General features: G+C 68.4%; 22 protein-coding genes. 10 read left to right on the top strand and 12 right to left on the bottom strand.

What is annotated here, in order from left to right:
- Window positions 1–5: 5 nt before the first annotated feature.
- Both ACWDMM_RS31590 and ACWDMM_RS31595 read left to right on the top strand, forming a co-directional pair.
- Window positions 6–1,247 carry a uroporphyrinogen-III synthase gene (locus tag ACWDMM_RS31590; RefSeq protein ID WP_449941061.1) on the top strand — a complete coding sequence of 414 codons (1,242 nt, stop codon included), beginning with the start codon at window positions 6–8 and terminating at the stop codon, window positions 1,245–1,247.
- The gene (locus ACWDMM_RS31595; RefSeq protein ID WP_195081982.1) at window positions 1,244–1,987 is read left to right on the top strand and encodes a sirohydrochlorin chelatase; all 744 of its coding nucleotides are present in this window, start codon (window positions 1,244–1,246) and stop codon (window positions 1,985–1,987) included. The genes ACWDMM_RS31590 and ACWDMM_RS31595 overlap by 4 nt, the downstream gene beginning before the upstream one ends.
- 359 nt (window positions 1,988–2,346) lie before the next feature.
- Here the strand turns inward: ACWDMM_RS31595 and ACWDMM_RS31600 are convergent, their stop codons facing one another.
- Window positions 2,347–2,952 carry a mycothiol-dependent nitroreductase Rv2466c family protein gene (locus ACWDMM_RS31600; protein ID WP_449941064.1) on the bottom strand — a complete coding sequence of 202 codons (606 nt, stop codon included), beginning with the start codon at window positions 2,950–2,952 and terminating at the stop codon, window positions 2,347–2,349.
- Between the two features lie 175 nt (window positions 2,953–3,127).
- Between ACWDMM_RS31600 and ACWDMM_RS31605 the strand changes: the two genes are divergently transcribed.
- From ACWDMM_RS31605 to ACWDMM_RS31620, 4 genes are all read left to right on the top strand, one after another.
- Entirely contained in the window at window positions 3,128–5,338 is a 2,211-nt protein-coding gene (locus ACWDMM_RS31605; RefSeq protein WP_449941067.1) for an MMPL family transporter, read from the top strand.
- A gap of 16 nt (window positions 5,339–5,354) precedes the next feature.
- The gene (locus tag ACWDMM_RS31610) at window positions 5,355–5,624 is read left to right on the top strand and encodes a metal-sensitive transcriptional regulator (protein WP_357111384.1); all 270 of its coding nucleotides are present in this window, start codon (window positions 5,355–5,357) and stop codon (window positions 5,622–5,624) included.
- 60 nt (window positions 5,625–5,684) lie between these two features.
- Complete coding sequence (locus ACWDMM_RS31615; RefSeq protein ID WP_195081978.1) at window positions 5,685–6,086, top strand: DUF302 domain-containing protein; 402 nt, start codon at window positions 5,685–5,687, stop codon at window positions 6,084–6,086.
- Between the two features lie 334 nt (window positions 6,087–6,420).
- Window positions 6,421–9,303, top strand: a complete 2,883-nt coding sequence (locus ACWDMM_RS31620; protein ID WP_449941071.1) for a hypothetical protein — start codon at window positions 6,421–6,423, stop codon at window positions 9,301–9,303.
- Window positions 9,304–9,354: 51 nt separating this feature from the next.
- Here the strand turns inward: ACWDMM_RS31620 and ACWDMM_RS31625 are convergent, their stop codons facing one another.
- Window positions 9,355–10,356, bottom strand: coding sequence for a GlxA family transcriptional regulator (locus tag ACWDMM_RS31625; protein ID WP_449941074.1), 1,002 nt, complete (start codon window positions 10,354–10,356; stop codon window positions 9,355–9,357).
- A 141-nt stretch (window positions 10,357–10,497) separates the two neighbouring features.
- On the opposite strand from ACWDMM_RS31625, the gene ACWDMM_RS31630 reads away from it, so the two are divergent.
- Window positions 10,498–11,409: a Rossmann-fold NAD(P)-binding domain-containing protein gene (locus ACWDMM_RS31630; protein WP_195081975.1), complete on the top strand. Its 912-nt coding sequence runs from the start codon at window positions 10,498–10,500 to the stop codon at window positions 11,407–11,409.
- Between the two features lie 237 nt (window positions 11,410–11,646).
- On the opposite strand, the gene ACWDMM_RS31635 is transcribed toward ACWDMM_RS31630, so the two are convergent.
- Window positions 11,647–13,863: a hypothetical protein gene (locus tag ACWDMM_RS31635; protein ID WP_323124388.1), complete on the bottom strand. Its 2,217-nt coding sequence runs from the start codon at window positions 13,861–13,863 to the stop codon at window positions 11,647–11,649.
- Between the two features lie 438 nt (window positions 13,864–14,301).
- Here ACWDMM_RS31635 and ACWDMM_RS31640 point away from each other — a divergent pair, with 438 nt between their 5' ends.
- Window positions 14,302–14,631 (top strand): TfoX/Sxy family protein, encoded by a 330-nt coding sequence (locus ACWDMM_RS31640; protein WP_449941079.1) that lies wholly within the window; start codon window positions 14,302–14,304, stop codon window positions 14,629–14,631.
- Window positions 14,632–14,637: 6 nt separating this feature from the next.
- On the opposite strand, the gene ACWDMM_RS31645 is transcribed toward ACWDMM_RS31640, so the two are convergent.
- A complete protein-coding gene (locus ACWDMM_RS31645) occupies window positions 14,638–16,341 on the bottom strand; it encodes a metallophosphoesterase (protein ID WP_357111404.1) in 1,704 nt (567 codons plus the stop codon).
- 84 nt (window positions 16,342–16,425) lie between these two features.
- The gene (locus tag ACWDMM_RS31650) at window positions 16,426–17,109 is read right to left on the bottom strand and encodes a TetR family transcriptional regulator (protein WP_449941083.1); all 684 of its coding nucleotides are present in this window, start codon (window positions 17,107–17,109) and stop codon (window positions 16,426–16,428) included.
- A gap of 100 nt (window positions 17,110–17,209) precedes the next feature.
- Between ACWDMM_RS31650 and ACWDMM_RS31655 the strand changes: the two genes are divergently transcribed.
- Window positions 17,210–17,656 (top strand): cupin domain-containing protein, encoded by a 447-nt coding sequence (locus ACWDMM_RS31655; RefSeq protein ID WP_357111407.1) that lies wholly within the window; start codon window positions 17,210–17,212, stop codon window positions 17,654–17,656.
- 120 nt (window positions 17,657–17,776) lie between these two features.
- Here the strand turns inward: ACWDMM_RS31655 and ACWDMM_RS31660 are convergent, their stop codons facing one another.
- From ACWDMM_RS31660 to ACWDMM_RS31690, 7 genes are all read right to left on the bottom strand, one after another.
- Window positions 17,777–18,175: a hypothetical protein gene (locus ACWDMM_RS31660; RefSeq protein ID WP_357111410.1), complete on the bottom strand. Its 399-nt coding sequence runs from the start codon at window positions 18,173–18,175 to the stop codon at window positions 17,777–17,779.
- 68 nt (window positions 18,176–18,243) lie between these two features.
- Complete coding sequence (locus ACWDMM_RS31665; protein ID WP_449941088.1) at window positions 18,244–18,861, bottom strand: DUF1109 domain-containing protein; 618 nt, start codon at window positions 18,859–18,861, stop codon at window positions 18,244–18,246.
- Window positions 18,862–18,933: 72 nt separating this feature from the next.
- On the bottom strand, window positions 18,934–20,217 hold the full coding sequence (locus ACWDMM_RS31670) for a glycosyltransferase 87 family protein (RefSeq protein WP_449941091.1): 1,284 nt from the start codon (window positions 20,215–20,217) through the stop codon (window positions 18,934–18,936).
- A gap of 285 nt (window positions 20,218–20,502) precedes the next feature.
- Complete coding sequence (locus ACWDMM_RS31675) at window positions 20,503–21,234, bottom strand: TVP38/TMEM64 family protein (protein ID WP_357111416.1); 732 nt, start codon at window positions 21,232–21,234, stop codon at window positions 20,503–20,505.
- 252 nt (window positions 21,235–21,486) lie between these two features.
- Entirely contained in the window at window positions 21,487–21,696 is a 210-nt protein-coding gene (locus ACWDMM_RS31680) for a hypothetical protein (RefSeq protein WP_195046694.1), read from the bottom strand.
- Window positions 21,693–21,926 carry a hypothetical protein gene (locus tag ACWDMM_RS31685; RefSeq protein WP_195081965.1) on the bottom strand — a complete coding sequence of 78 codons (234 nt, stop codon included), beginning with the start codon at window positions 21,924–21,926 and terminating at the stop codon, window positions 21,693–21,695. Before ACWDMM_RS31685 ends, ACWDMM_RS31680 begins: the two co-directional genes overlap by 4 nt.
- The gene (locus ACWDMM_RS31690; RefSeq protein ID WP_449941095.1) at window positions 21,916–22,413 is read right to left on the bottom strand and encodes a DNA-directed RNA polymerase subunit beta; all 498 of its coding nucleotides are present in this window, start codon (window positions 22,411–22,413) and stop codon (window positions 21,916–21,918) included. The genes ACWDMM_RS31685 and ACWDMM_RS31690 overlap by 11 nt, the downstream gene beginning before the upstream one ends.
- 229 nt (window positions 22,414–22,642) lie before the next feature.
- Between ACWDMM_RS31690 and ACWDMM_RS31695 the strand changes: the two genes are divergently transcribed.
- A complete protein-coding gene (locus ACWDMM_RS31695) occupies window positions 22,643–23,416 on the top strand; it encodes a helix-turn-helix domain-containing protein (protein WP_449941097.1) in 774 nt (257 codons plus the stop codon).
- Window positions 23,417–23,467: the final 51 nt, after the last annotated feature.

Consider the following 23,467-nt stretch of genomic DNA (forward strand, 5'->3'; position numbering starts at 1 on the left):
CGCCAATGACAACACTTGACGCGGGCGCGAGCCTGGCCGGATTCACGGTGGGCATCACGGCCGCCCGCCGGGCGGAGGAATTCGCCACGCTGCTGGAACGCCGGGGCGCGAACATCGTTTCCGCACCGGCCATCCGCATCATCCCGCTGGCCGACGACAACGAACTGGAGCGCGTGACCAGGCAGCTGGTCGCCGATCCGCCGCAGATCACCGTGGCCACCACCGGAATCGGCTTCCGCGGGTGGATGGAGGCGGCCGAGGGCTGGGGCCTCGCCGAAGACCTGCGCGCGACGCTGGGCACCACCCGCATGCTCGCGCGCGGCCCGAAGGCCAAGGGCGCCATCCGCGCCGCGGAACTGCGGGAGGAATGGTCACCCGCCTCCGAGTCGTCCGCCGAGGTGCTGGATCACCTGCTCGCCGAAGGCGTGGAGGGCGTGCGGATCGCCGTGCAGCTGCACGGGGCCACCACCGAGTGGGAGCCGGTGCCCGATTTCTGCGAGGTATTGCGTTGCGCGGGCGCGGATGTCGTGCCGGTGCCGGTGTACCGCTGGGTGCCGCCGGACGACCAGGGGCCAATGGACCACCTGATCGAGGCCATCGTCACCTCCGGCATGGACTGCGTCACCTTCACCAGCGCCCCCGCCGTGGCGTCGATGTTGATGCGCGCCAAGGAAACCGGGCTGCTCGAAGGGCTGCTGTACGCGCTGCGCGGCCGGGTCTTGCCCGCCTGCGTCGGTCCGATCACTGCCGCGCCGCTGGAAGAACTCGGGGTGCCGACCTCGATGCCGGGCCGGGCCAGGCTGGGCGCGCTTGCTCGCCACGTCGCCGAGGAACTGCCCAGGCGGGCCAACCGGATCCACGCCGCGGGCCACATCATCAGCGTGCGCGGCGCGTGCGTGGTGGTCGACGGTCAGGTGCGTCAGCTGGCGCCCGCGCCGATGGCCCTGATGCGCTCGCTGGCCCGCCAGCCCGGCCGGGTCGTCTCGCGCGAGGACCTGCTCGCCGCGCTGCCCGGCGGCGGGGACGACACACACGCGGTGGAGACCGCCATCGCCAGGCTGCGCGCCGGACTCGGCACGCCGAAAGCGATCCAGACCGTGGTCAAACGTGGCTACCGGCTCGCGCTGGACCCGGCGGAATGTATCGACAACAACCCACGGCCCACCGCGACAGGAGGACCGCAGGTGCCCGGCGTCGGAATTCCGACCCGGGCACCTCGGTACATCCAGGCTGCGGGGAGCTGGTGACCGCGCCGGCCCTGGTGCTGGTGGCCCACGGGACCCGCAGCACCAAGGGCGTGCAGATGATCGCGGCGCTCGCCGAGGCCGTGACGAAGGAGCTCGGTGCCGGGATTTCGGGGCCCGGCACCGAGACACCGTGGGTGCGAACGGCCTTCGTGGACGTGCTCGGTCCTTCGCCCTCGGAAGTGCTGCGCGATCTGGTGACCCCGGCCGGGGAATCCGTTCCGGCGGTGGTGGTTCCGGCGTTTCTGGCCTCCGGGTACCACGTCTACCAGGACGTGCCGCGCGAGGTCGCCGAGAGCCGGCATCCCGCGGTGACGGTCACGCCGGCCATGGGGCCGGATCCGGCGCTGGCGCGGATCATGGCGATGCGTCTGTGCGCGGCGGGTTGGCGCCCGGGTGACGCCGTGGTCTTCGCCGCCGCGGGCTCGTCGGACGCCCGCGCCCGGCAGGACGTCCGCCGCGCGGCCGCGCTGCTGGCCGAACGTCTCGGCGCCCCGGTTCGCATCGGCTACGTCGCGACCGGCGCGCCGCGCGTGCCGGACGTCGTCGCGGAACTTCGCGAGGCGGGGGCGGGCCGCGTGTTCGTCGCCTCGTATCTGCTCGCGCACGGCCTGTTCCAGCAGCGCCTGCACGAGTCGGGCGCCGACGGCGTCGCCGGGCCCATCGGCGTACACCCTGCGGTGGTCCGGTTGATCGCCGAGCGCTACCGGGTCGCGGCGGGGGAGCCGGCGCGGGTTCGCTGAGCGTTATCGGGTCGGGTGAGTTAGCTGGTGCCGGTCCGGGATCGCTGTCGGGTCGCGGTGGGGAGTTGGCGGGGCTTCGCTGCGCCTGACGGATAGCCGTGGGGGTGTTGGCGCGGGCTTTGCCACACGCTATCCGGTCCCGGTGAGGACTTGGTGGCCTCGCTGCGCGCGTCGGGTCGCGGTGGGCAGTTGGAGGCTTCGCTGCACGCTGTCGGGTCGCGGTGGGCAGGTCGGAAGGGTTCGGGGGGCGCTGTCAGGTCGCGGCGGGTTCGCTGAGCGCCAGGTCGTAGCGGCGAGCCGGGGCGGGCGCTGTCCGGTTATGGGAACTGGGCGCGCGCTCGGCTGAACCTCGCGGGAAATTACTTCTGCCTACCCGCGATGGTGGGTGGCCCCTGGTAGGGCCGGTGCAGGTCGGCGAATTCGGCCGTGGTGGTGAGCGTGACGAGCGCCTCGAGCAGGGCGCGTGCCCGATCGGGAGCCGGGGGACCCGTGAGGACAGGTCCGGCGAACGCGTGGCCGTCGACGACGATGATGGGCGCGCCGTTCGTGGCGCCGAGAACCTCCTGACTGTCGTGGTGGGTTGCGCTGACCAGGCGGTCGAGGCTCGCGTCGTCGAGCGTCTCGACGAGGGTCGGATCGAGTCCGCTTTCGGTGATCGCCGCAGTGATCGCCGCGTCGTCGTGCGCGCCGCCGACGTGCATGCGGGATCCCAACGCGGCGTAGAGCCGGGCGAACGCGTCGCGTCCGTGGCGGTCGGTGACGGCGGCGCAGAGCCTGCCGAGGCGGCGTGAGCGTTCCAGCATCGGCCGTTGCTTCTCGTCCACCTCGGTTCCTTCGTTCAGCACGGCGAGATTCATCTGTCGCAAGGTCACCTGGTGGTCCTCGCCCGCGGTCTCGAGCAGCCAGCGGGCGCTGACCCAGGAGAAGGGGCATACCGGGTCGAGATAGAGATCGATGTCAGCCATCAGGGATCGGCTCCTTCGGTCGGTGTCGCTTCGGTTCATGAGAACAGCGCGGAACGGCTGTGGTGCATCGCACTCTACTCATAATACCCCCAGGGGTATAGTCGGTGATGCCCCCCGGGGTATGGCAAGGCAGGGTGAGCGCTGCGATTCGTACAAGTAGGGAAAGGGAGCGTCGATGCGGCCGACGACATTCGTGGGGGAAGGCGGGGTGGACGCTGGGGACCGGTGGCCATCCGGCGGACTGCTGGCGCGCTGGGGCGCGACGATGACCGGGCGCGCCCGGGTTGTGTTCGGTGTGTGGCTGTTATTGCTGGTGGCGCTCGGGGCAGCGGCGCCGAGTGTGTTCAGCTCGCTGGCCGGCGCGGGTTGGCAGGCCGATGGTTCGGAGTCGGTGCGGGTCCGCGAGCTGGCCCAGCAGCACTTCGGCGGGAATTCCTCGGCGGCGGTGCAAGTGGTGGTGCACTCCGACACCGAGACCGTGGCCGGTCCGGCGATGCGGCAGACATTGGGCCGGGTCTCGGCGATCTTCGCCGACGACTCCCGGTTCGGAGCCGTCGTCCCGCCGCAGCCGGGCATGACGATCAGTCCGGACGGCCACACCGGCATCCTGATCGCGGGCGCGAACGCCTCCACCGACGACATGGTCAAGGCCGTCGATGAGCACAAGGCGGCGCTGACCGCGCTGTCCGGCGCCGGAATCGAGGTCTATCCCACCGGTGCGTCGGCGTTGTGGAGCGATTTCAACAAGGCCAACCACGACGCGATGCTCGAGGCCGAGTTGTTCTCCTGGCCGGTCACGCTGGCGATCATGGTGCTGGCGTTCGGCTCGCTGGTGGCGGCCGGGCTTCCGCTCCTGCTGACCGTGGCCGGGCTGGTCGCCTCGGCGGGTGGCCTGGTGCTGCTCAACCACCTCACGCCGATCTCGGTGTGGGCGATGAACTTCGCCATGATGTTCGCTCTCGCGCTGGGCATCGACTACGCGCTGTTCCTGGTCGCGCGCTTCCGTGACGCGCTCGCCAAGTCCGCCGATGCCGGTTCGGCGGTGGCCGAGACCATGGCCACCGCGGGCAAGGCTGTCGTGCTCTCCGGGTTGACCGTGCTGGTCAGCCTGTCGGCGGTGCTGCTGGTTCCGGCGCCCGCGGTGCGCACCATGGCCGTGGGGATCATGCTCGCGGTGGTATTCGTGCTCGCCGCCACGCTGACGTTGTTGCCTGCCGCGCTGGGCGCGCTGGGCGGCCGGATCAACGCCGCGGCACTGCCGTTCGCGACCCGGCAGCAGCATCGCTCGCCACGCTTCGCTCGCTGGGGACAGATACTGCACGATCATCCGTGGCCGTTCGCGCTGGCCGGGCTCGGAGTGCTGGTGGCGTTGGCGTTGCCTGCTGCCGGATTACGGGTCGCGATGCCGTCGATCCAGGTGGTGTCCGCAGACGCACCCGTGCGGCAAGGCTATGAACTGGTGCAGCGTCAGCTCGGCGAGGGAGCGCCCGGCGCATTGCAGATCATCGTTCCCGCGGCCGAGTCCGCTCGCGGCGCCGAGGCGGCGGGCGCGACCGACGGCATCGCCATGGTCACTCCGCCCGTGGCGGCCGCGGATGATTCCGGCCTGGTCATGATGCAGGCATTGCCCGCGGTCGATCCTTCCGATCACCGGCTGGGCGGCATCCTTGACGACCTGCGTGGTCGACTGCCCGCCGACGCCCTTGTCGGCGGCGCGCCCGCGGAGAACCTCGACCTGCAACAGGCGCTCGACGACTACCTGCCGCTCGTCGTCGGGGTGATCCTGGTGCTCGGCTTCGTCCTGCTGTTGGTGGCGCTGCAAGCTCCGCTCATCGCCGCGCTGGGCACCCTGGTCAGCCTGCTGTCGACCGCGGCCGCGTTCGGTGTGGCGAAGCTGATCTTCCAGGACGGTCACGGCGCGGGCCTGCTCGGCGTCACTCCCCAGGGATTCCTCGACGGCTGGGGGCCGGTGTTCTTCTTCGCGATGATCTTCGCCATCGCGATGGACTACACGGTGTTCCTCTTGGCCACGGCCAAGGAACACTACGAGCGCTCGCGCGATCCCCGCACGGCGGGCATCGATGGGCTGGCCCACTCCGGCCGGGTGATCTTCGCCGCAGCCGCGGTCATGGTCGCGGTGTTCTTCACCTTCGCGCTGGCCGATCCGCTTCCGCCGAAGGAGATGGGCGTCATCCTCGGCGTCGCGGTGCTGCTGGACGCGGTGGTGGCGCGCCTGGTGTTGCTGCCGGTCGCGCTGCGCCTGACCGGTCGGGGCGCCTGGTGGTCCCCGGCTTGGCTGCGCCGGATCCTGCCCACCATCAGTTTCGCCCACGAGCCGACCGAGCCGTCGGCTGATACCCCAAGGGGTATGGTGGTTGGCAAGTGAGAGAAGGAGAAAAATCATGGTCGGCGACGAAGACGCCATCGCCTCGGTACTCAATCGTCTGCGCCGCGCCCACGGCCAGCTCGCCGGAGTGATCGCGATGATCGAGCAGGGCCGGGACTGCAAAGACGTGGTCACGCAGCTGGCGGCGGTCTCCAAAGCGCTGGACCGAGCGGGTTTCAAGATCGTCGCCACCGGGCTGCGGGAATGCCTCGTGAACCCGGACGCCGAGACCGCCGATCCGATGACCGTCGACCAATTGGAGAAATTGTTTCTGGCCCTCGCGTGACGCATGCGTCGCGGTGCACGCGATGGCCCGACCGACCATCCTCATAAGGAGGCATTCAGCATGGATCTGGCGATTTCCACTACCCTGCGTACCGGCTTCGACGATGCCGTGGAAGCCACCCGCGCCGCACTGGCCGAGCAAGGCTTCGGTGTGCTCACCGAGATCGACATGCGAGCCACCCTGAAAGCCAAACTCGGCCAGGACATGGAGGACTACCGCATCCTCGGCGCCTGTAACCCGCCCCTGGCCCATCGCGCCGTGGAGATCGATCGCCAGATCGGGCTGCTGTTGCCCTGCAACGTGGTGGTCCGGCGCGATCCCGCCGACGCCGACGCCATTCGCGTCGAAGCGATGAACCCCCAAGTCATGGTCGAGGTCACCGACGAACCGGAACTGCAGGCTGTCGCTGCCGACGCCACCACGCGCCTGCGCGCTGCCATCGATGCCCTCGGCGCCGGCTGAATCGAGGGACGTCGGCCTGACCTGAACCGGCCGCTGCTCGCGTGCGGGCTTGGCATATGATCGCTGGCGTCCGCACGGAGGGACAGCCGGTTCGGATTCCGCCCCAGCTCGGGCCGCCGCGAAATCGCTTTCCACGTCCCGGTGCCGGCGAAATCCATTGCGAGCCAGCGAGTATTCCTGGCGTCGTCCGCCGGTGCGATGGTTGAATCGGTGTCGAGGCGAGTGCGGGAGCCTCGACAATCGGGAGGAGGGGCCTGATGCCGGTGGAAGGCGTAGTTCGTGATGGTGTGTGGCGAACGTCGGCGCCGGACACGCCTGGACGCGAGGCGCGGTTGTGAGAGTGGCGCTGCGGCGGCGGACTACACGCGCGGACACCGGCTACGGCGCGTTCCTGTCCTATAGCGGCGATCGGGATCGGGCAGTGCTCCCGCTGGTGCAGAACGCGATCGAGAAACTGCCGCGGCCGTGGTACCGCTTCCCGCGCATGCGAATCTTCCTCGACTACAGCGGTGTCTCGATCGGTCCTGGCCTGGAGGACAAGATCGTCGCAGGTCTGTCGCGTTCCCAGTGGCTGGTCGTGGTGGCTTCACCCGAGGCTGCCAGCTCCGAGTGGGTGGACCGCGAAATCGAGTGGTGGCTGGCGCATCGGTCTCCCGAGACGATACTTCTGGTCCTCAGCGCCGGATCCTTGGTCTGGGATGAATCAGCCGGGGATTGGGACCGAGCGCGCTCAACCGCGCTGCCGCCACGCCTGTTCGGAGTTTTCGCCTCCGAACCCGTCTACAAGACGATCAAATGGCGTGCGGATTCGACCGGCGTCCCGCGCCCGGACATCGAGGCCATCGCGGTCGGCATCGCCGCGGTCATTCGCGGCGTATCCGAGGCGGATCTCAAATCCGAGGGTTATCAACAGACCAAGCGAAACCTGCGCGTGGCGAACATCGCCATCGGCGCATTGGCCATGCTGTTGGTCATCGCGCTGGTCGCGGCGTTCGTCGCCTGGGCGCAGAGCAATCGCGCCGAGGCGGAGGCCAGAATCGCCACGGCGCGGCTCATGGCTTCGGTCGCCGACACCAAGATGGCCACTGATGTGCGCGCGGCCCTGCTTCTGGCCGTCGCCGCGTACCGTCTCGACCCGAGTCCCGCGCACCATTCCGCTCTGCTGCGCGCGAATCTGGCCGGTCCGAACGTTTCTCGCTACGCCGCCGCACCGGCGGAGGTCACCGCTTTGCAGAGCAGCGCCGATGGCACGACCGTGGTGGCCGGGCTCGCCGACGGGCAAGTCGTGACATGGGCGCCCGGTGAGCCTGCGACGACTTCGGTCGCGCGCTTGCCCGGCAAGGTCCTCTCGGTCGCCGTCGCCGCGGACGGCCGGACGGTACTCGCGACGGACGGCGGCTCGATCACGCTGTGGGGCGGCAACTCGGCTCGGCCGGACTTCGGCGTGCACGATGCCGGCGCGATGAAAGTCGTCGCCATATCCGCGTCCGGCAAGTTCGGTGCGGTGCACCGCAGCAGACTCGATGCGGAGGAAGGCACTTCCGGGACGGTCGACATCGTCGACATCGCCTCTGGAGAGGTCATCGCCACACGCCCGACCGATCGCGCAATCAACAGCATGGTGTTCGTCGACGACACGACCTTGCGTCTGCTGGGCACCGACGGCAGGGTGCGGCAGGTCTCGCTGCGCGACGGCGCCACCGTCGATCTCTCACCCCTCGACACCGCCACCGACTACGCCTGCGGCGTGGGTCAAGACGTCGGAGAATTGTCGCCGGACGGGTCATCGTTCACTTGCGCGGTCTTGCCTGGTATTCCCGTGCCCGTTTTCCGGCTGCGGCTGTCGCCTGACGCTGTCCGTCCGGAGCCGGAATACGTGGGTGTCGCGATGCCCAGGCGGTCGGCTTCCGCCGTGCTGAGCCGCTCGGGGCGGATAGCGGCGGTGCCCAGCGCCGACGCCGGGTTCTATGTCGCGCCCGTGACCAGCGAGCCAACGCCTGCGGAGCAGCCTCCACTGATCACCGGTACTGCCGTCGACTTCGACCGGAAGCTACTGCGTTTTCTCGGGAACTCCGAAACGCGACTGGTTTCGGCGTCCGGGCGGCTGATCACCCTCTGGGATCTCACCCAGCGCGACCGGCTGGCGAAATCCATTCCGGTGCCGATCGTCAAAGGATGCAATGCTTGCCCGCCCAGCTTGTCGCTGTCCCCGGACGGACGCACCGCGGTGATCACCGGCAAGGGCAAGGATCCGGATGGTTCGGCGCTGGACGACGACGTCGTGATCCTGCAACAGCTCAGGCCGGACTCATCCCGGCGGCTCTCCATACCCGGCCTGTCCGGTGTTCCCGCATGGCGCGCGGATGGCGCGATGCTGGCTATCGCCGCGAATCCCGCGTTCGGGAACGAACAACGCGTATCCGCCCACCGGCCACAGGTCGAGACTCCATTCGAGGTGGCGGTCCTGTCCTCACCGCCACCGCATGTCAGCGTCGCGGCGGCCGGAGTGTCGTCCTCGTCACCGACCGCCGTATCCGTGGACAGCAGGGGACGGGCATATCTGCACGATCTGGCCACCGGCCACATCGATACGGAATTCGTTCCGCTGGGTGGCGCCGTGGACACCGACCCTGTCGCGGAAGCGGGAATCGACGCGGCCGGAGAGTTCCTGGTCATGCGTGACGCCGACAACATATCGGTCTACGACTTGGCGGGAGAGCAGGACACGCACGACATCGACGGCAAGGACGTGCAGGCGGTGCTGTTCGCCGGGCCACATCTGCTGATCCGCCGGGAAGACAGCATCGAGATATGGGATCGGACCGGCTCGCATCGTGAGCGGACGATCCCTTTCCGCAGCACCCGGAACGCGTCCGCTCAGCTCGCCGCCGCAGCGGACGCTACCGTAGTCGCCGCGAAGGACCAGGCGGGCTATATCACTCTCTTCACCGACGGCACGAATCTCGGCGAACTCCAGCCGGATTCCGTCTGGCACGTCCCATCCGCCGTCGCCTTGTCCGCTGACGGACGGTATCTCGTGACGGTGAACCCCGGTCCGACGTTCTCCGGCGGCGTCGATGGAACGCTGATCGAACGGGATATCTCACCGGACGGCCTGATCCGGACCGCTTGCGCACATGCGGGCGCCGATCTCACCGACACCGAATGGAGCGCCTTGATGGGGGTTGCGCGGCCTGCACGAGCTCGCTGTCCATAGGGAGCCTTCCACTGCCCTCAGCCGTATTGCGCACCGTGCGTGACGGCTCCTTCACGGGTTACCGGTGGTCGGCGTGCCGGCCGCCGTTCCCGCGCGGTCGGGCGGCACAGGCGAGCGGGTGAACGACGCGCGGTAGCTGCTCGGCGGCACTCCGACATGCCGGATCATGTGCTGGCGCAGCGACTCCGCCGAGCCGATGCCGCTGTGCCTGGCCACCTGATCCATCGGCAGCGTGGTGGATTCCAGCAGTTCCCTCGCGCGTTGCAGGCGCTGGTGCAGCAGCCATTTCTGCGGGCTGAGGCCGGTTTCCTCGTGGAAGCGGCGGGTGAGCGTGCGCACGCTGACGCGGGCGTGGGCGGCCAGGTCGTCCAGCGACAGCGGAAGGTCCAGGCGGCGCAGCGCCCAGGCGCGGGTGTCGGCCAGCGTCACGCCGTTCTCCGCGGGCAAGGGGGCATCCACGAATTGCGCCTGTCCGCCGGGCCGCACCGGGGTGACGACGGCGGTGCGGGCGGCGGCGTTCGCGACGGTCGCGCCGTAGTCGGCGCGGATCAGATGCAGGCACAGATCTATTCCGGCCGCCGCGCCCGCGGCCGTGGTGATCGGACCGTCTTCGATGAACAGTGCGTCGCTGCGGACCGACACATCCGGGTGGTTCGCCGCCAGTTCGTCGGCGAGAGCCCAATGCGTGGTGGCGGTGCGACCGGAGAGCAAACCTGCCTGCGCCAGCACGAAGGCGCCGCTGCAGATCGAGGTGACGCGCTTGCCCGCGGCCACAGCGTCGCGCAGGGCGGTGAGCGTGGCTGCGTCCGCGTCGGCGCGGCTGCCCGTGCTCGGCACGATGACGATGTCCGCTTCCTCGATCGCCTCCAAGCCCCGGGAGACGACCACGTCGAATCCACCCAGCCCTGCGGGAAGCACACCGGGCACGGCGGTGCACACGACGATGCGGTAGCCGGGCTCGCCGTCCACCATCGCCGCGCCCAGCACCGTTTCCGGCATGGCCAGGTCGAAAGCCTTCACCGGAGGAACCGCGACGACGGCGACAGTATGCATGGCCTGATCCTTGGGATAGTTGGCAATCCGGTCAGTAGCCTACCCCGCCGCGCCGCGGCAGGCTGAGTAGCACGCGATCGGCGAACGGTGCGCCCGGTGCCAATGATCGCGTGAATCTCGTTGTCCTAGAGAGGAAGTCGCATGCCTTCGCAGGTCATCGTCGGACGTGGCGCGACCGCTTCGGCCACCGCCGCGCTACTGGCCGAGTCCGGCGATCGGGTACGCATCGTCAGCCGCAGCGGTGCCGGACCCGAGCACCCGAACATCGAGCGAGTCGCCCTGGACGCTCTGGACACGGCTGCGCTGACCGCCGTCGCCGAGGGCGCCGAAACACTGTTCAACATGGCGATGCCCGCCTATCACACCTGGCCGCAGACCGTTCCGCCACTGTTCGGCTCCGTTCGTTCCGCCGCTGAGCGGACCGGTGCGAACTACGTGATGCTCGGCAATCTGTACGGCTATGGTCCGGCCGACGGCCTGGTCACCGAGCAGTCACCGCTGGCGGCCACCGGGCCGAAAGGGCGGGTGCGTGCGCGGATGTGGCGGGAAGCCGAGAAGGCGCACCGGGCGGGCCGGGTGCGCGTGGCCGAGGTGCGGGCGGGACAGTTCGTCGGTCCCGGCGCGATCTCGTTGTTCTCCTTGCTCGCTCAGCCGAAGATCCTGGCCGGACAGTTGGCGTTGCTGCCGCAGGAACTCGATTTGCCGCACGCCTACACCGCGATCGGTGACGCGGCGGCGGCAGCGGTCGCGGTGGCCCGCGACGAGCGCTCGTGGGGCCGTGCCTGGCACGCGCCGGTCATCACCGCCACCGCGCGTGAGCTGGCCGGGCGATTCGCCGCGGCGGCCGGGGCGCCGGAGCCGCGACTTGCGGTCATGAGCGATCGCGAACTGACGCTGCTCGGCCTGACCGACCCGTTCTGGGCCGAGCTGTTCGAGACCTATCACATGTCGCACGCGCGCTTCACCGTCGACGACTCCGCCATCCGGGACACGTTCGGCCTGAAGGCATCCGATCCGGACGACGTGTTCGCGCAGGTGGTGCGCGCGGCCTGAGCGCGATGCGGGCCTACGCGCCGTGACTCGCGGCGGCGCGGTCCGCGGTCGAGGTCTACGCCGACAAGGTGGGGCCCGCGAGCGCGGACATCGGTCAGGAAGGCGTCGCCTTCCCCGCGATCTGGCTGGGCAGTTCGACGCTGCGCATCCGGTCACGCTACCGCGTCGTCCGGCGGGCCGGGGCACCCGGCGAAGAGTGGCGGCCGTAGGAGCCCGTGCACGGGACAGCCCGGCTCGTCACGGGTTCCACGGGTCGAGTCCGCCCTCTGGATCGAGGTGGTCGAGGTTGGCGACGCGTCTGGCCGACCGCATCAGGGCTTCGCGGGTCATGTTGTTCGGGTTCGCGTAGTACTCGCGGGCGGCCTCCTGGTGCATGGTCGCGACCCGGTGGCCGATCGCCCACCGGGTGTCGCGGCCCGCGTTGTCCCACTCGTCCGGGGTGATCGCCGCTCGCAGTGCGCGGTCGGAATGCCAATTCCGCTCGACCCGCCGCACGAACGCGTGATCGATGTTCGCGTTGGGGGCGGGCGCGTTGCTGTGCCGGACGAAGCTGTCGGCCGCGATCACCGCCTGGGCGGCGAAGGCGTCGCGCGCCTCGTGGTCGACGTGGTTGTCCACCGCCCACGCCGCCGCGATCGCCTTTTGCAACGGAGCGAAGCTGTACGGGTTCTGCGACGCCGTCGACTCCTGGACGGAATGTGCCGTGAACGCATGGGTGACCATCTCGTGGCTCGCGCCGGAGGACAGCAGCACGGCATGCACCCGCGAATCGGGAACCTTGTTGTCTCGCAGCACCTTCAACGCCCGTGAGACACCGAGCTGAGTGTGTATGCCCCCGACCGACTGGGCCGCGTCGACCGCGACGCCCCGCCAGTTGGTACGCGACAACTGATGCTCGACGTAGCCCGCTTCGCGGCTGGCCAGGATCCTTCTGGTGGAGCGTTCGATCGTCCTCCTGGTGCCGGAGAGCGGATTCAACGGATTGACCCGCCCGCCGGCCAGCCACGCCGTCACCGGCGAGGAGTTGACGGTGTTGAGCGTGGCGAGCGTGGTCACCCACCCCATGCCGGGCGCGGTTTTCCCACCGCCGCCGCCGCCGCCCATCCCGAGGGCGGTCCCGCCGCTCGCCGACTTGCCCGCACTGCCCTGCATCGCGAGTGCGAAGCGATTGGCGATCCACTCGTTGCCCCGGCTGAGGCCGCTGCTGAGGCGTTTGAGCTGGAAGACGGCGACGATCTCGACGGTGCCCGCGATGATGATCACCGCCATGACCTGTCCGCGCGCCTGCGCGAACAGATTGCCCATGAACAACACGTAGACGCCGAGGAATATCGTGTACGCCGTCATTCGCGCCGCCGCGACGAAGCTGTCGACGATATTGCGCACCAGGAACGTCTGGGTCGGGCCGTACACGAATCCGCCCGCCGCGAAGCCGAATATCGACATGAACCCGTGATAGATCGTGTCCAGCGCGGCCTTGATGACCTTCATGCCGAGATACATCGCGAAGGCCAGCAGAATGCCGCCGCAGACCAACAGCATCAGCCCGGTCGCGACCTGTCCCATCGATGGATTCTCGGCCTTCGCGTGCGCTGCGGTGTCGCCGCAGGATTTCAGGCCGCTGATCACCCGGGAGTCGTCGCCTGCCGCCACCCCCGACGACCACGCCGATCGGCAGGCGGGCCGCTGGTCGACGGTGTGCCCGAAATTCCACACCTGCAGTGGCTGCCGGGCGAAATTGTCGGCCAGATCGCTTTGCATCGTGGCCACCAACTGGGTCGGGTCCGGGTCGGCGTTCCCGTTCAGTCCGGCGGCCACCGAGATACCGAGATCGCGGCCCTGCGCCAGCAACCCGTGCGAGGACAGCACGTCCGCCAGAGGCTCGGCCAGGAACAACGGACCCAGCAGCGCGACGCCGACCATCGTCACCACCTGCATGGTGGCCTTGGCGTGGTAGCCGCGCGCGACGAACCATCCGACGCAGACCGCGCCGATGGTGGCCGCCGTGACCAGCATGATCGGTGTCGCGATCTGCGCGGTGAGCGCGTCGGCCACGCCGTGCAGGGCCGAGCTGAACATGTCCAGCCACCGGAAGCTCAGCGCGTAACCGATCAACCAGATGGCGGTCGTCACGATGGCTATGTAACCGATGAACTCCAGGCCCAGCACGGCCCACAGAATGGTGGTGCGCGGCTTCAGCAGGCTCTCGTCACCGGTGGCGAACCGGTAGTCCGACAGCGGGATGCCCGACGAGTCGTGGATGTTCATCCAGCTGAGCCCATCGATGCCGGAGGTTCCGGACGTGCCGCCCGCCGCGTCCTGGGCGAAGGCCAGCGCACCGAGGAAGCCGGGGAAGACGAAGAGCGCGAAGACGCTCAGCGCGAGCCAGAACGCCCGTCGCCGCCACGCGCTCGCCCGGGAAAGCGGCCACCAGCGCGCAGCTCGGGTGAGCAATACAGTTATGGGGAACTCGCGCAGGACTCCTGTCGAATGCCGCTCGGTCGAACTGAGGCGGACAGTGCGTGGTCGCACCGCCGGAAGGCAGATGTGCACGAAAGGGTCCTTCGTCCCGTCTGTGGGGGCGCGGTCTACTGCGACTACCGAAACGGGTTGCGCGCGAACGCCGATGGCACCTCGCCCCCGTCTCACGCCTGTATTACAGACAGGGACGGAAACATCCGCTTGAACGTCCAATGACATCCAGGCGGCTCGGGAGTGTACGTACGTACCTCGTTCGCCCACTGGTGGTGTGCGTCGAAGTCATTGGAATGCAAGGTATTTCACGCGGTGGGCGCATCTCTCGTCATCGGTGTGCGCCCGGGGACGAGGACACGGGGCCGTTTCCGGTCGCAGATCACCCGACTTGTCGGACAGCAGGTGAACAATGCCGTCATGGCATACGACGAGGAGCTGGCCGAGCGAATCCGGGAACTGATCGCGCCCGGCCCCGAGCTCACCGAGCGGAAGATGTTCGGCGGCCTGGCCTTCTTGATCGGCGGCAATATGGCGGTGGCCGCCAGCGGGCAGGGCGGTCTGCTGGTGCGGGTGGACCCCGACGAGGGCGAGCGGCTCGTCGGTGACGCGGTGCAGCCCATGGTCATGGGTGGGCGCGAAATGGCCGGCTGGCTGCGGGTCACCGCCGTCGACGACGACGAGGTGCTGCGGGGATGGGTCGAGCGCGGCGTCGCCTACGCCCGGACCCTACCGCCCAAGAAGAAATAGCCCGGATCAGGCCCTGACCTGCCGCCGGAAAAGCACGCGGTCGAATTCGCGGCCGTACTCGTCCACCGCGACCACGTCCATCTCACTGGCGAACACGCCCGGCCGGACGTCGACGCGCAGGAACGAGTAGTTGCGGAAGCGGACCCGTGACCACGGCGCGGCTTCGTCCTGCTTGCCGCCGCCCGGCGTCCACACATAACTGTTGGGCACCGAGGTGTCGGCCAGCTCGTTGCCGCGGAAGGTCTCCTGCGATCCGGGCTGGAATTCGTAGCGTGGGCGCCCGCCGCCGCCCACGGTGTAGTAGACGGTGCCCTCGGTCTCCGGGTAGACGATCGAGTTGTCGCCCGCGACCTTCGTCGCCTGTCCGCCGCGCAGCGGATCGGTGCGCTCGTAGACGTGGTTGTGGCCTTGCAGGACCAGGTCCACCTGGTACCGGTCGAACAGCCCGACCCAGGCGTCGCGCACGCCACCGTCGCTGGCGTGCGATTCGGTGGTCGAATACGCGCAGTGATGGAAGAAGCAGACGATGAAATCGATGTCGGGGTCGGCGCGGTGGGCGGCCAGGGTGCGCTCCACCCAACTGGTCTGCGCCCCACCGGAATAGCCGCTGTTCGCCCGGATCTCGTAGGTGACGTCGTTGGCGTCCAGGGAGAGCACCGCGACATTGCCGTAGGTGAACGTGTACGCCGAGGGGCAGCCCGCCGGACCGTTGCCGGGGAAGTCCAGGCGCGCCAGATGCCCGCCGTAGCCGTGGTCGCCGTAGGTCGCCTCCATGTCGTGGTTGCCGGTGGCGAACATCCACGGCGTCTGGGCGGCGCTGGGCTCGATGGCGTTGAAGTAGACGTCCCAGACGTAGGGGTTGTATTTGTCGAAACCGCTCGCCGGTCGTGCTCCGTGCGCGGCGAACTGTCCCGGCTTGCCCGCGCCGGAGGGGTCGGCGTAGGCGATGTCGCCCGCGAGGATGTGGAAATCCGGACGTGCGGCGGCGATCTGGCGCAGCACATTGCTCGCGTGCGGGGCGGCGGGATCGTTGTCGGCCCTGTAGTACTTGTCGTCGTAGTCGCCGGGAGCGACGCCCTCCGGCAACGCCGGGGTCTCGTCGGTGCCCTGGTCGCCCATCATGGTGAACCGGAACGGAAGGACCGCTGGGCGTGCGCTGGGCATCGCGGGCGCGGCGGCGCGGATGTCGCCGACGAATCCGTCCGAGGACCGCCACCGGTAGAAGTGCGGCACCCGTCCGGGCAGGCCGTCCACCGGGGCGTGGACGTAGAACTGTTCGGCCGCGAGCACGCCGCCGTCGGCGGTGGGCAGCTGGGTGAGCAGGTTGCGCACCTCGGCCTCGACCGTCGCGCCCAGCGCAGGCGTCGGTCCGTGGTCGAGATACACCGTGGCGCCCGCCGGACGCCGCGAGAGCTGCGCCGCGAACCGCAGTTGGCTGGCCGCGTCCGGCCCGAAGGCGACGCGCCGTCCGCCCACCGCGAGCTGCGCCTCCTCGGCGTAGGCGCGCCTGCCGAACGGCGTCGTGCCGACCGCGGCCACCGCTGCCGCCGCGGCGGCGCCGCGCAGGATGTTGCGCCGTGACACCGGGCGACGGCGCAGGTAGGAGCGGTGCCATTCGTGCTGCTCGGTCATGGTCATGTGGGCAGCGAGACGGCCGGGAATTCCGGTGTCCGGAATGTCGCCTGCTGGATTCAGCGGTGTGGACGGCATACGGCAGATGCTCTACCGGGCAGGCGCGCGGAGCAACTCGACATCGCGCCGCGGGCGGGAATACCTCGTGAACAGTCGGTTTCGCTATTCCGGTTCCGGCGATTGCTTCGAATCCCGGGGAGGACCTGGAGAGAACGGGGAGACGAGCGAAGCGCTCCACGGGAACTGCGGCGCGCCCGGTCGCGCGGACCCGGCGGCAGCCGCCAGCGGTTCGTTGTTCCCGGTCAGCCTGAGCACAGTGCGCTCCATGGCGGGCAGGATTTCGGCGATGTCGAGATCGGCGTGGGCGAAGCGGCCGATCAGCGCGTAGATCATGTTGGTCAGCACCAGCGCGATATCGGCGGCGTAGTCCGGATCGGCATCGGCGAGCAGGGCGCTCGCGGCGGGCAGCACGGCGTCGAAGCCTTGCGCGTCCAGTCGCCGGCCGCCGGGGCCCGAGCGCGCGCGGTAGTAGGCTTCGAGCATTCGGGGATTGCGTTCCCAGGGTTGGAATACGTAGCGCAACAACCGCATCAGGCCATCGGCCAGCCTCTCGCCTTCGATGGTCGGGGCGGGGGTTGCGTAGGTATTGGTCGCCATCCATCGTTCGACGGCGGCGAGCATCAGGTCGTCGCGGGTGGGGTATCGCTTGTAGACCGTGGCCAGGGAGACGTGCGCGTTCCGGGCGACCGCACGCAGTTGAACCGCGTCGTAGCCGTCCGATTCGAGCAGCGACACCACGGCGTCGAGAATGTTCGCCGTGGAATCCGCTTCGTCTGTCCTGGCCACGTACGTACGGTAATCCAGGATCGCGGCGCGGGTGCTCGTCGCCGCGGCGGCGTTCGGCGAACGGGCGTTCCGCTGCCGCCGACGTGGCTAAGCTGCCAGGATGACGCTCTTTCTTCGCGTCGCCGCGATGCCGGTTGCGCTCGCCGGTGCGCTGGTGAGCGCGGCGCCCGCCGACGCGACGCCCGGTAGCGACATCACCGCCGTCACCCTCGGCCAGGCGCAGATCCCCGCCGGGCTGGTGCCGTTCGTCGCGGGCACCGATCTGGTCGTTCGGGAGATCACCATCGGCCCCGGCGGCTCCACCGGTTGGCACTACCACCTCGGCCCGGTCTTCGGTTTCGTCCGCTCGGGGACGCTCACCCATCCTGGCCCCGACTGTGATGCTCCGGTCTACCGCGCCGGCGAGTTCATCTACGAGCCAGCCGGTGAATGGAATGTGCACATCGGCCGGAACCTCGGCGCGGAGCCGCTGGTCCTCGACGTCGTCTACGCCCCGCCCACGGGCGAACCGCTGTTCCTCGACGCACCAGCCCCGGCCTGCGCGTAGGACCTTCGGTCGCATGGGCGGCTGTCCGACCCGCTGGCGTCGGGGTGTCGGCGGTCGGGCGATCCGGCGGCGCGGGCACCGCAACGGTGTCGGCAGCCGAGAATTCGACCCGTGCCAGGGTTACCGACCGGCGGGATGGGCCGACGCCCCGAGGAGCCAGCGCCAACGTGGCAGTTCGGTGATCGTCGTGATGACCGTCAGCGTGGTGACGACGACGGCCGGCCAGGCCGGCCAGGTGGCCCAGGACGCGAGTACGGCGGCGACGAGTTGGAGCACGACGAGTCCGATGGTGACTACGCCGGGGACAGGGATGAGGACCTGTTTCTTGTCGCCAGGGGTGGCGAAGAGGGTCGGCAGCCCGATGAGCAGGACCAACGCCGCGACCGCGAGCACGAGCGAGTGATCGGCCAGTGCCAGCGGGGTGGCGATCCAGGCGATCAATTCGGTGGTGAACCGCAGAATCGAGGCGGTACGTCCATGGTCGGTGAGGTTCGGCGAGGTGGAGGCCCGGGTGGACATGACGGACAGCCTGTCATACCAGCTGGTCTGGAATGCTCGATGCTCCCAGGGGTGAGCAGGCGGCGACGTCAGCTACGCCACACAGCGGTGAACTCGTACCACGGGCCGCCGAGGTGAGTTGCGGTGAAGTCGTCGAAGCCGACCGGTGTGCCATGAGGGGAGTACGCCCACCCGTTGCTCACCGTGAGCCCGAGCCCGCCATCCTCGATGAAGTACACGGCTCCGTCGGGGTCTTTCCTGGCATAGCTGATGTCGAACCGGCCGATTTCGAAACGGGAGCGTGAAGATTCCGAGCTCGCCAGTAGGTCCAGGGCCACCTGCTCGAACTGCGGACGGGTGTCTTCGAACGACGGGCGAGGCAGGAGCGCAATGGTGCCCGCGACCGCGAAGATCATCGCGGGGGCAGCCGCGATCCACCATGACCATGTCCGGCGCCTACCTACGACATACAGCGTTCGGACCGCCCATACCGCACCGCAGATGAGGAGCACGAGTACGGCCGCAACGCCGAACAACAGCGGATCGGCCCAGGCGAAGCAGCCGTAGCGGGACGGCCACCAGTCGTAGTAGACGCACACCAACACAACGACTGGAACGAAGGTGAATGCCAGGTGAATCGGCCCGGGAGCCCTGTTCGGCTCATCCTGGTCTACCAATGCCCGGCCATCGGGCTCACGGTTGCTCACCGGGCCGAAAGTACCGCGCCGCAGTGGTCCTGAACACCGGCACAGGGACGATCGGGGATTTTCGAACGTGCCCTAGTTGTGGCTCGAGACCGGGATCGGCGGCTGTGTGCCGACGATGTTGCTGGCTCGGCGCGAGCGGAGCCAAGAGACGAGGACGGCGGTCACCACCGCGAGATAGATCGCGGGCGGAACACCGCAGACGACCGCCCGGCACCACTGCGGCATTCGTTCCACCGCGGCGTTCATGGCCGGGATGTAACTCGGTGCGCCGGTGAGGTCGAGTCGTTCGATTTCGGTGAAAACGACGGTGGTGAACCACATCGAGGCGGCGGCACTCGTCACCGTGGCCGCCGCGAGAACTGTCCGGATACGGGAACGCTCGCGAATCGCATAGTGCGACAGCAGAATCAGCAGCGGCACGAACCATACCCAGTGATGCCCCCAAGCCAACGGCGGGATCGCGCAGCCGATCAGTCCGGTCACGACCAACCCGAGCAGTTCCTGGCGCAGTCGGTGGGCCGCCCACGCGGCAGCGAAACCGAGTGCCGCCGCGATCGATACGCACAGCAGCCATGTCCAGGTCGGCACCGTGGCCGGTGCCCAGATGTTGGCCAAGACCCCGTTGATCGATTGGTTGCCCGGATGCGTCACCGGCCCGATCCGATCGGTATCGCGCACCGCGTGCAACCAATACTCACGGGTGTCCGACGGCGCCGCCAGCCAAGCGAGCAGCATGGTGGCAGCCGTGGTCGTCAGCGCCGTGGCCGCCGCCCGCCACTGTCGCGTGACGATCAAATAGGGGACGAACACGATCGCGGTCAGTTTCACGCCGGTCGCCACTCCCACCGACCACCCACGGAAACGCGCTGACCTGCGACGCGTCAAATCCCACACGATGATCGCCATGAGCACCAGATTCACCTGGCCCTGCCACAACGTCCCCCGCACGGCCTCGATGTCCACCGCGACCGCCGCCAAGCCCAGGCAGAACACCGCCAGGCGCGCGTCGCCACGGTAGCCGAGCACCCGCCAGCACCGCCAGACGGTGGCCAACAAGGCGAAACAGGTGATCGCGAACCCCGCGATCCGCGCCGTGTCGAACGAGAGCAGCGCGAGCGGAACGAAACACATCGCCGCGAAGGGCGGATAGGTGAACCAGCCACCCGGAGGCACCGGAGCCGCGTACAGCGGGTCCCGATGCAGCAGTTGCCAAGCGCCGCTGCGGTAGATCTCCAGATCGCCTTGGTTGACCAGCAATCCGAATTGCGGAGCTGCCCACAACGGGACCAACACCGCCTGGACGATCAGCGCGCACACGCCGCCCGCGAGCGCGAGCACCGCCCAGCGAGTCGACACCGCGACTTCATCCACACCGTCACTGCGCAAGCCGCACCCCCGGATCGTCGGCCGGAACGAAACGTTCGCGACAAACGCTAGCAAGCACGCCGACAGCTTCGCAGCAGCATGCGCTTGGAGTCATCGGGGTCGCGTATTTGGAAGCGGCGCTTGCCGTCTCGCGTCAGCAATGGGCAAGCGGTGAGGGACGTAACGGTTGACCGATCGTTTTTTCTCGGTGTCCGAGCCGGGTTAGGCGTAGGGCCACATCGTGTGGGGGAATCGCAACAGTCGGCGCAGGTAGGTCTACTTGTTCGAGTCCCCGCAGCGATCCGGCGCAGCTTCTGGCTCGCGGTTCGCGCCGCCCCGCCAGCTGCGGTATCCGCGGTGGGCGGCGAAGGCTCCGATGATCGCGGTGGCGCACCAGACCGCGATGGCGGTGTAGGCCAGCGGGGCCGACAGATCGCCGATGGACGCGCCGAGCGCGGTGTAGACGAAGGCGCGCGGGGCCGATCCGATGAACGCTCCGACGGCCATCTGCCACAGCGGGACTCCGAACGCGCCGAACACGTATGACGCGAGCGCGTCCGAGATGCCGGGCACGAAGCGCTGGCCGACGATGGCCCACAGTCCGCGCCGCTCGATCTGCGCATCGATGCGTTCGGCGCGCTCTGCCCCGAGCAATCCGCGCGCGCTTTCGCGGCCCGCCCGCCGCCCGAGGAAGCTGGTGATGATCGCCGTGCCCACCGCCGAGCCAAGGGTCACGAACGTCCCGACCAGCGGACCGAACAGCAGACCGCTTCCCGCGGCCAGCATCGGGCCGGGCACGAAGATCGCGCCGAGCACCGCCGAGGCCACCAGATAGGCGAACGGGGCCGCGGGTCCGGTCGCGGCGATCGCGTCGCGCACGCGTTCGACGTCGATCACTCCGGCGACGGCGACGAGGTAGAACATTCCGAACAGGAACACGACGAACAGCGCCAGCCGCGCGATGTGCCGCCGTCGTCCGGTGCGGAGGGAGCCGTCGTTGTCCGTCATGCTGCCCGCAATCCTGCCTCGAGCTGGCCGGACGTTCGCGTCGAGGGCGCAGTGTGCCCGTACGGGGGCACGATCACGAAGCGGGGCTCTACGGTTTGAGCTATCGGCGGTGGCCGACCGGGGTGTGAATCCCGAATCTCCGCGCTTCTGTGGAAACCCGGTCGCGAACCGGCGGGGTCTGTACCCGGTTTCCTGCGCCTTGTCAGGTGCGCACCGTTCAGTTTACTGGTGATCGAAGGAGTCGCCGTCGATTCAGGGTTCCAGATACAGGCGTTCGTTCGGTAGGCGGCGTAGGCCGCTGGTGTCGGTGATCGCTACGGTCACCGCATCGGTGTAGCGGCGGGTCTGGTGTTCCTGGACGAACAGCAGGGCGGCGGTGAGGCAGGCGACGAAGTCGAAGCGCATGCCGTGCAGAAAGATCGACAGGCGGACATCGGGTTCGTCGGGGCGCGGGGATGTCACGGGCGCTCCGATTCGCGGTCGCGGAAGTAGCGGAAATCCTCTCGGCTCACGATCACGGCGGCGACGAGGGTGGAGCAGGTGTGATAGTCGCAGTCACAGTGGAGGTCGAGGGCTCGTATCGCGTTCTTGCGGCCGGACACCGGCCAGTGCGGGTTGTCGTGGGCGAACCGGGACCGCACTGGAAGCGTTCGATCGGTGCGGAAGGGGACGATGACACGGTCATCGCGCACTGGACAGCGCCCTGAGCCCGCGACGGCGGTCCGGCATCTGATCAGCCCATGCGCGAATGGCTTCCAGCACAACGCGCCCCGATGGCCGGTACGGTCCGCGCGGCGGCACTATCCACTGGCGGATCGCGCCGGACGAGGCAGTGGGCGAGGGCAGCGCGATCGTCGCTCCGCACCGGGACACGCTCACGTCCAGCCGGAACAGTTCAGCGAACAGCCGGTTGTCCTCGGGCAGGTCCGCGACGACGAGGAACGTCCAGCGACCCGAACGCGGATGTGCCACAACGGGTCCGAGCGAAGCGCCACGGCTCTGCATATGAGCCTTCACGGCTTGCCCCAGGCGGGTGGGCATCGTCACCCCGGACACGTACCCGGCTCGCAGGACGATCCGCCCCAACTCGGGCGGGTCGATCACGGCGGGTAGATCGCACTCGCGCCGGTAGTACTGACACCTGGATCGCGGTGTGTCCCCGAACGATTGCATCGCCATCTGCGCTCCCCTCAGATTCGGTGGTGGTCCCGCGTATCCGCACGCGGTAGATAGATCTGCGACGCAAGGTGGGGAGTGTGGCCGGCCCAACGACCTCCCCGCCGAGCGTGGACTTAGGAGACCAGGCGCAGACGGGGCAGTGTTGTCAAAATGGGTTTGTCAAATAGACTTCCTCAAAACGCCTGAGTGATAGTCAGTTCGGCGTACAGCCTCGTGGCACGTTCGGCACTTGCAAGCACTCAAAATGGGGGTCGGTGGCATGTCAGAAATCGGTAGTACCGTTCCTCGGCGGCAGTTGGGCCGCTACCTGCGTGATCTCCGCACGCAGACCGGTATGACGATCCCGGAAGTTGCGAAGCTGATCCAGCGGAGCCCGAGCACGCTGCAACGCATCGAGAAGGGAGAGCTTCCGCAAAAGATCCGAACCGTCGACATCCGAGAGCTCTGCAACGTGCTGGACGCTGACGAGACGATGACGGCCGCTGTCACTGGACTCGCAGAGCAAGCCAACGTCAAGAGTTGGTGGCATGAGTACGGGACGCTCATCCCAAAGGACTTCGATGTCTACATGGGTCTGGAGTCAGCGGCGGAACAATTGACTTCATACTCGCCTGATGCGGTGATAGGTCTGCTCCAGCACCCCGACTACGCAAGGGTTCTTGTCCGTGGTGTCTACCCAGCCGGTACGCCCGAGGAGATCGAACAACGCGTGCATCTGAAACAGCGCAGACAGGCGCTGATCACACGCAAGCGTCAACCAGCACAACTGAACGTCGTGTTGGGCGAGGCGTCGTTGCGCCGAGTCGTAGGCAATCGGAAGATCATGTCTCGACAGGCCAGGCACTTGGCAGACGCCAGCACATTGCCCAACGTCTCGCTGTGTGTGCTCCCGTTCGATGCAGGCATTCCCATGGGCGATCCCGTGGGTCTATTCACCATCCTCAATTTCGGTATGAGCGCTAAGAGCATGTCTCACGTGGCTGATTTGGCGAGTTTCTTGTAGCAGGTCAGGGCCGCAGCGAGGGTGAGGAAGGCGAGGAAGTGGGTGGCCTTG

The organism is Nocardia sp. NPDC003726 (assembly GCF_053586955.1).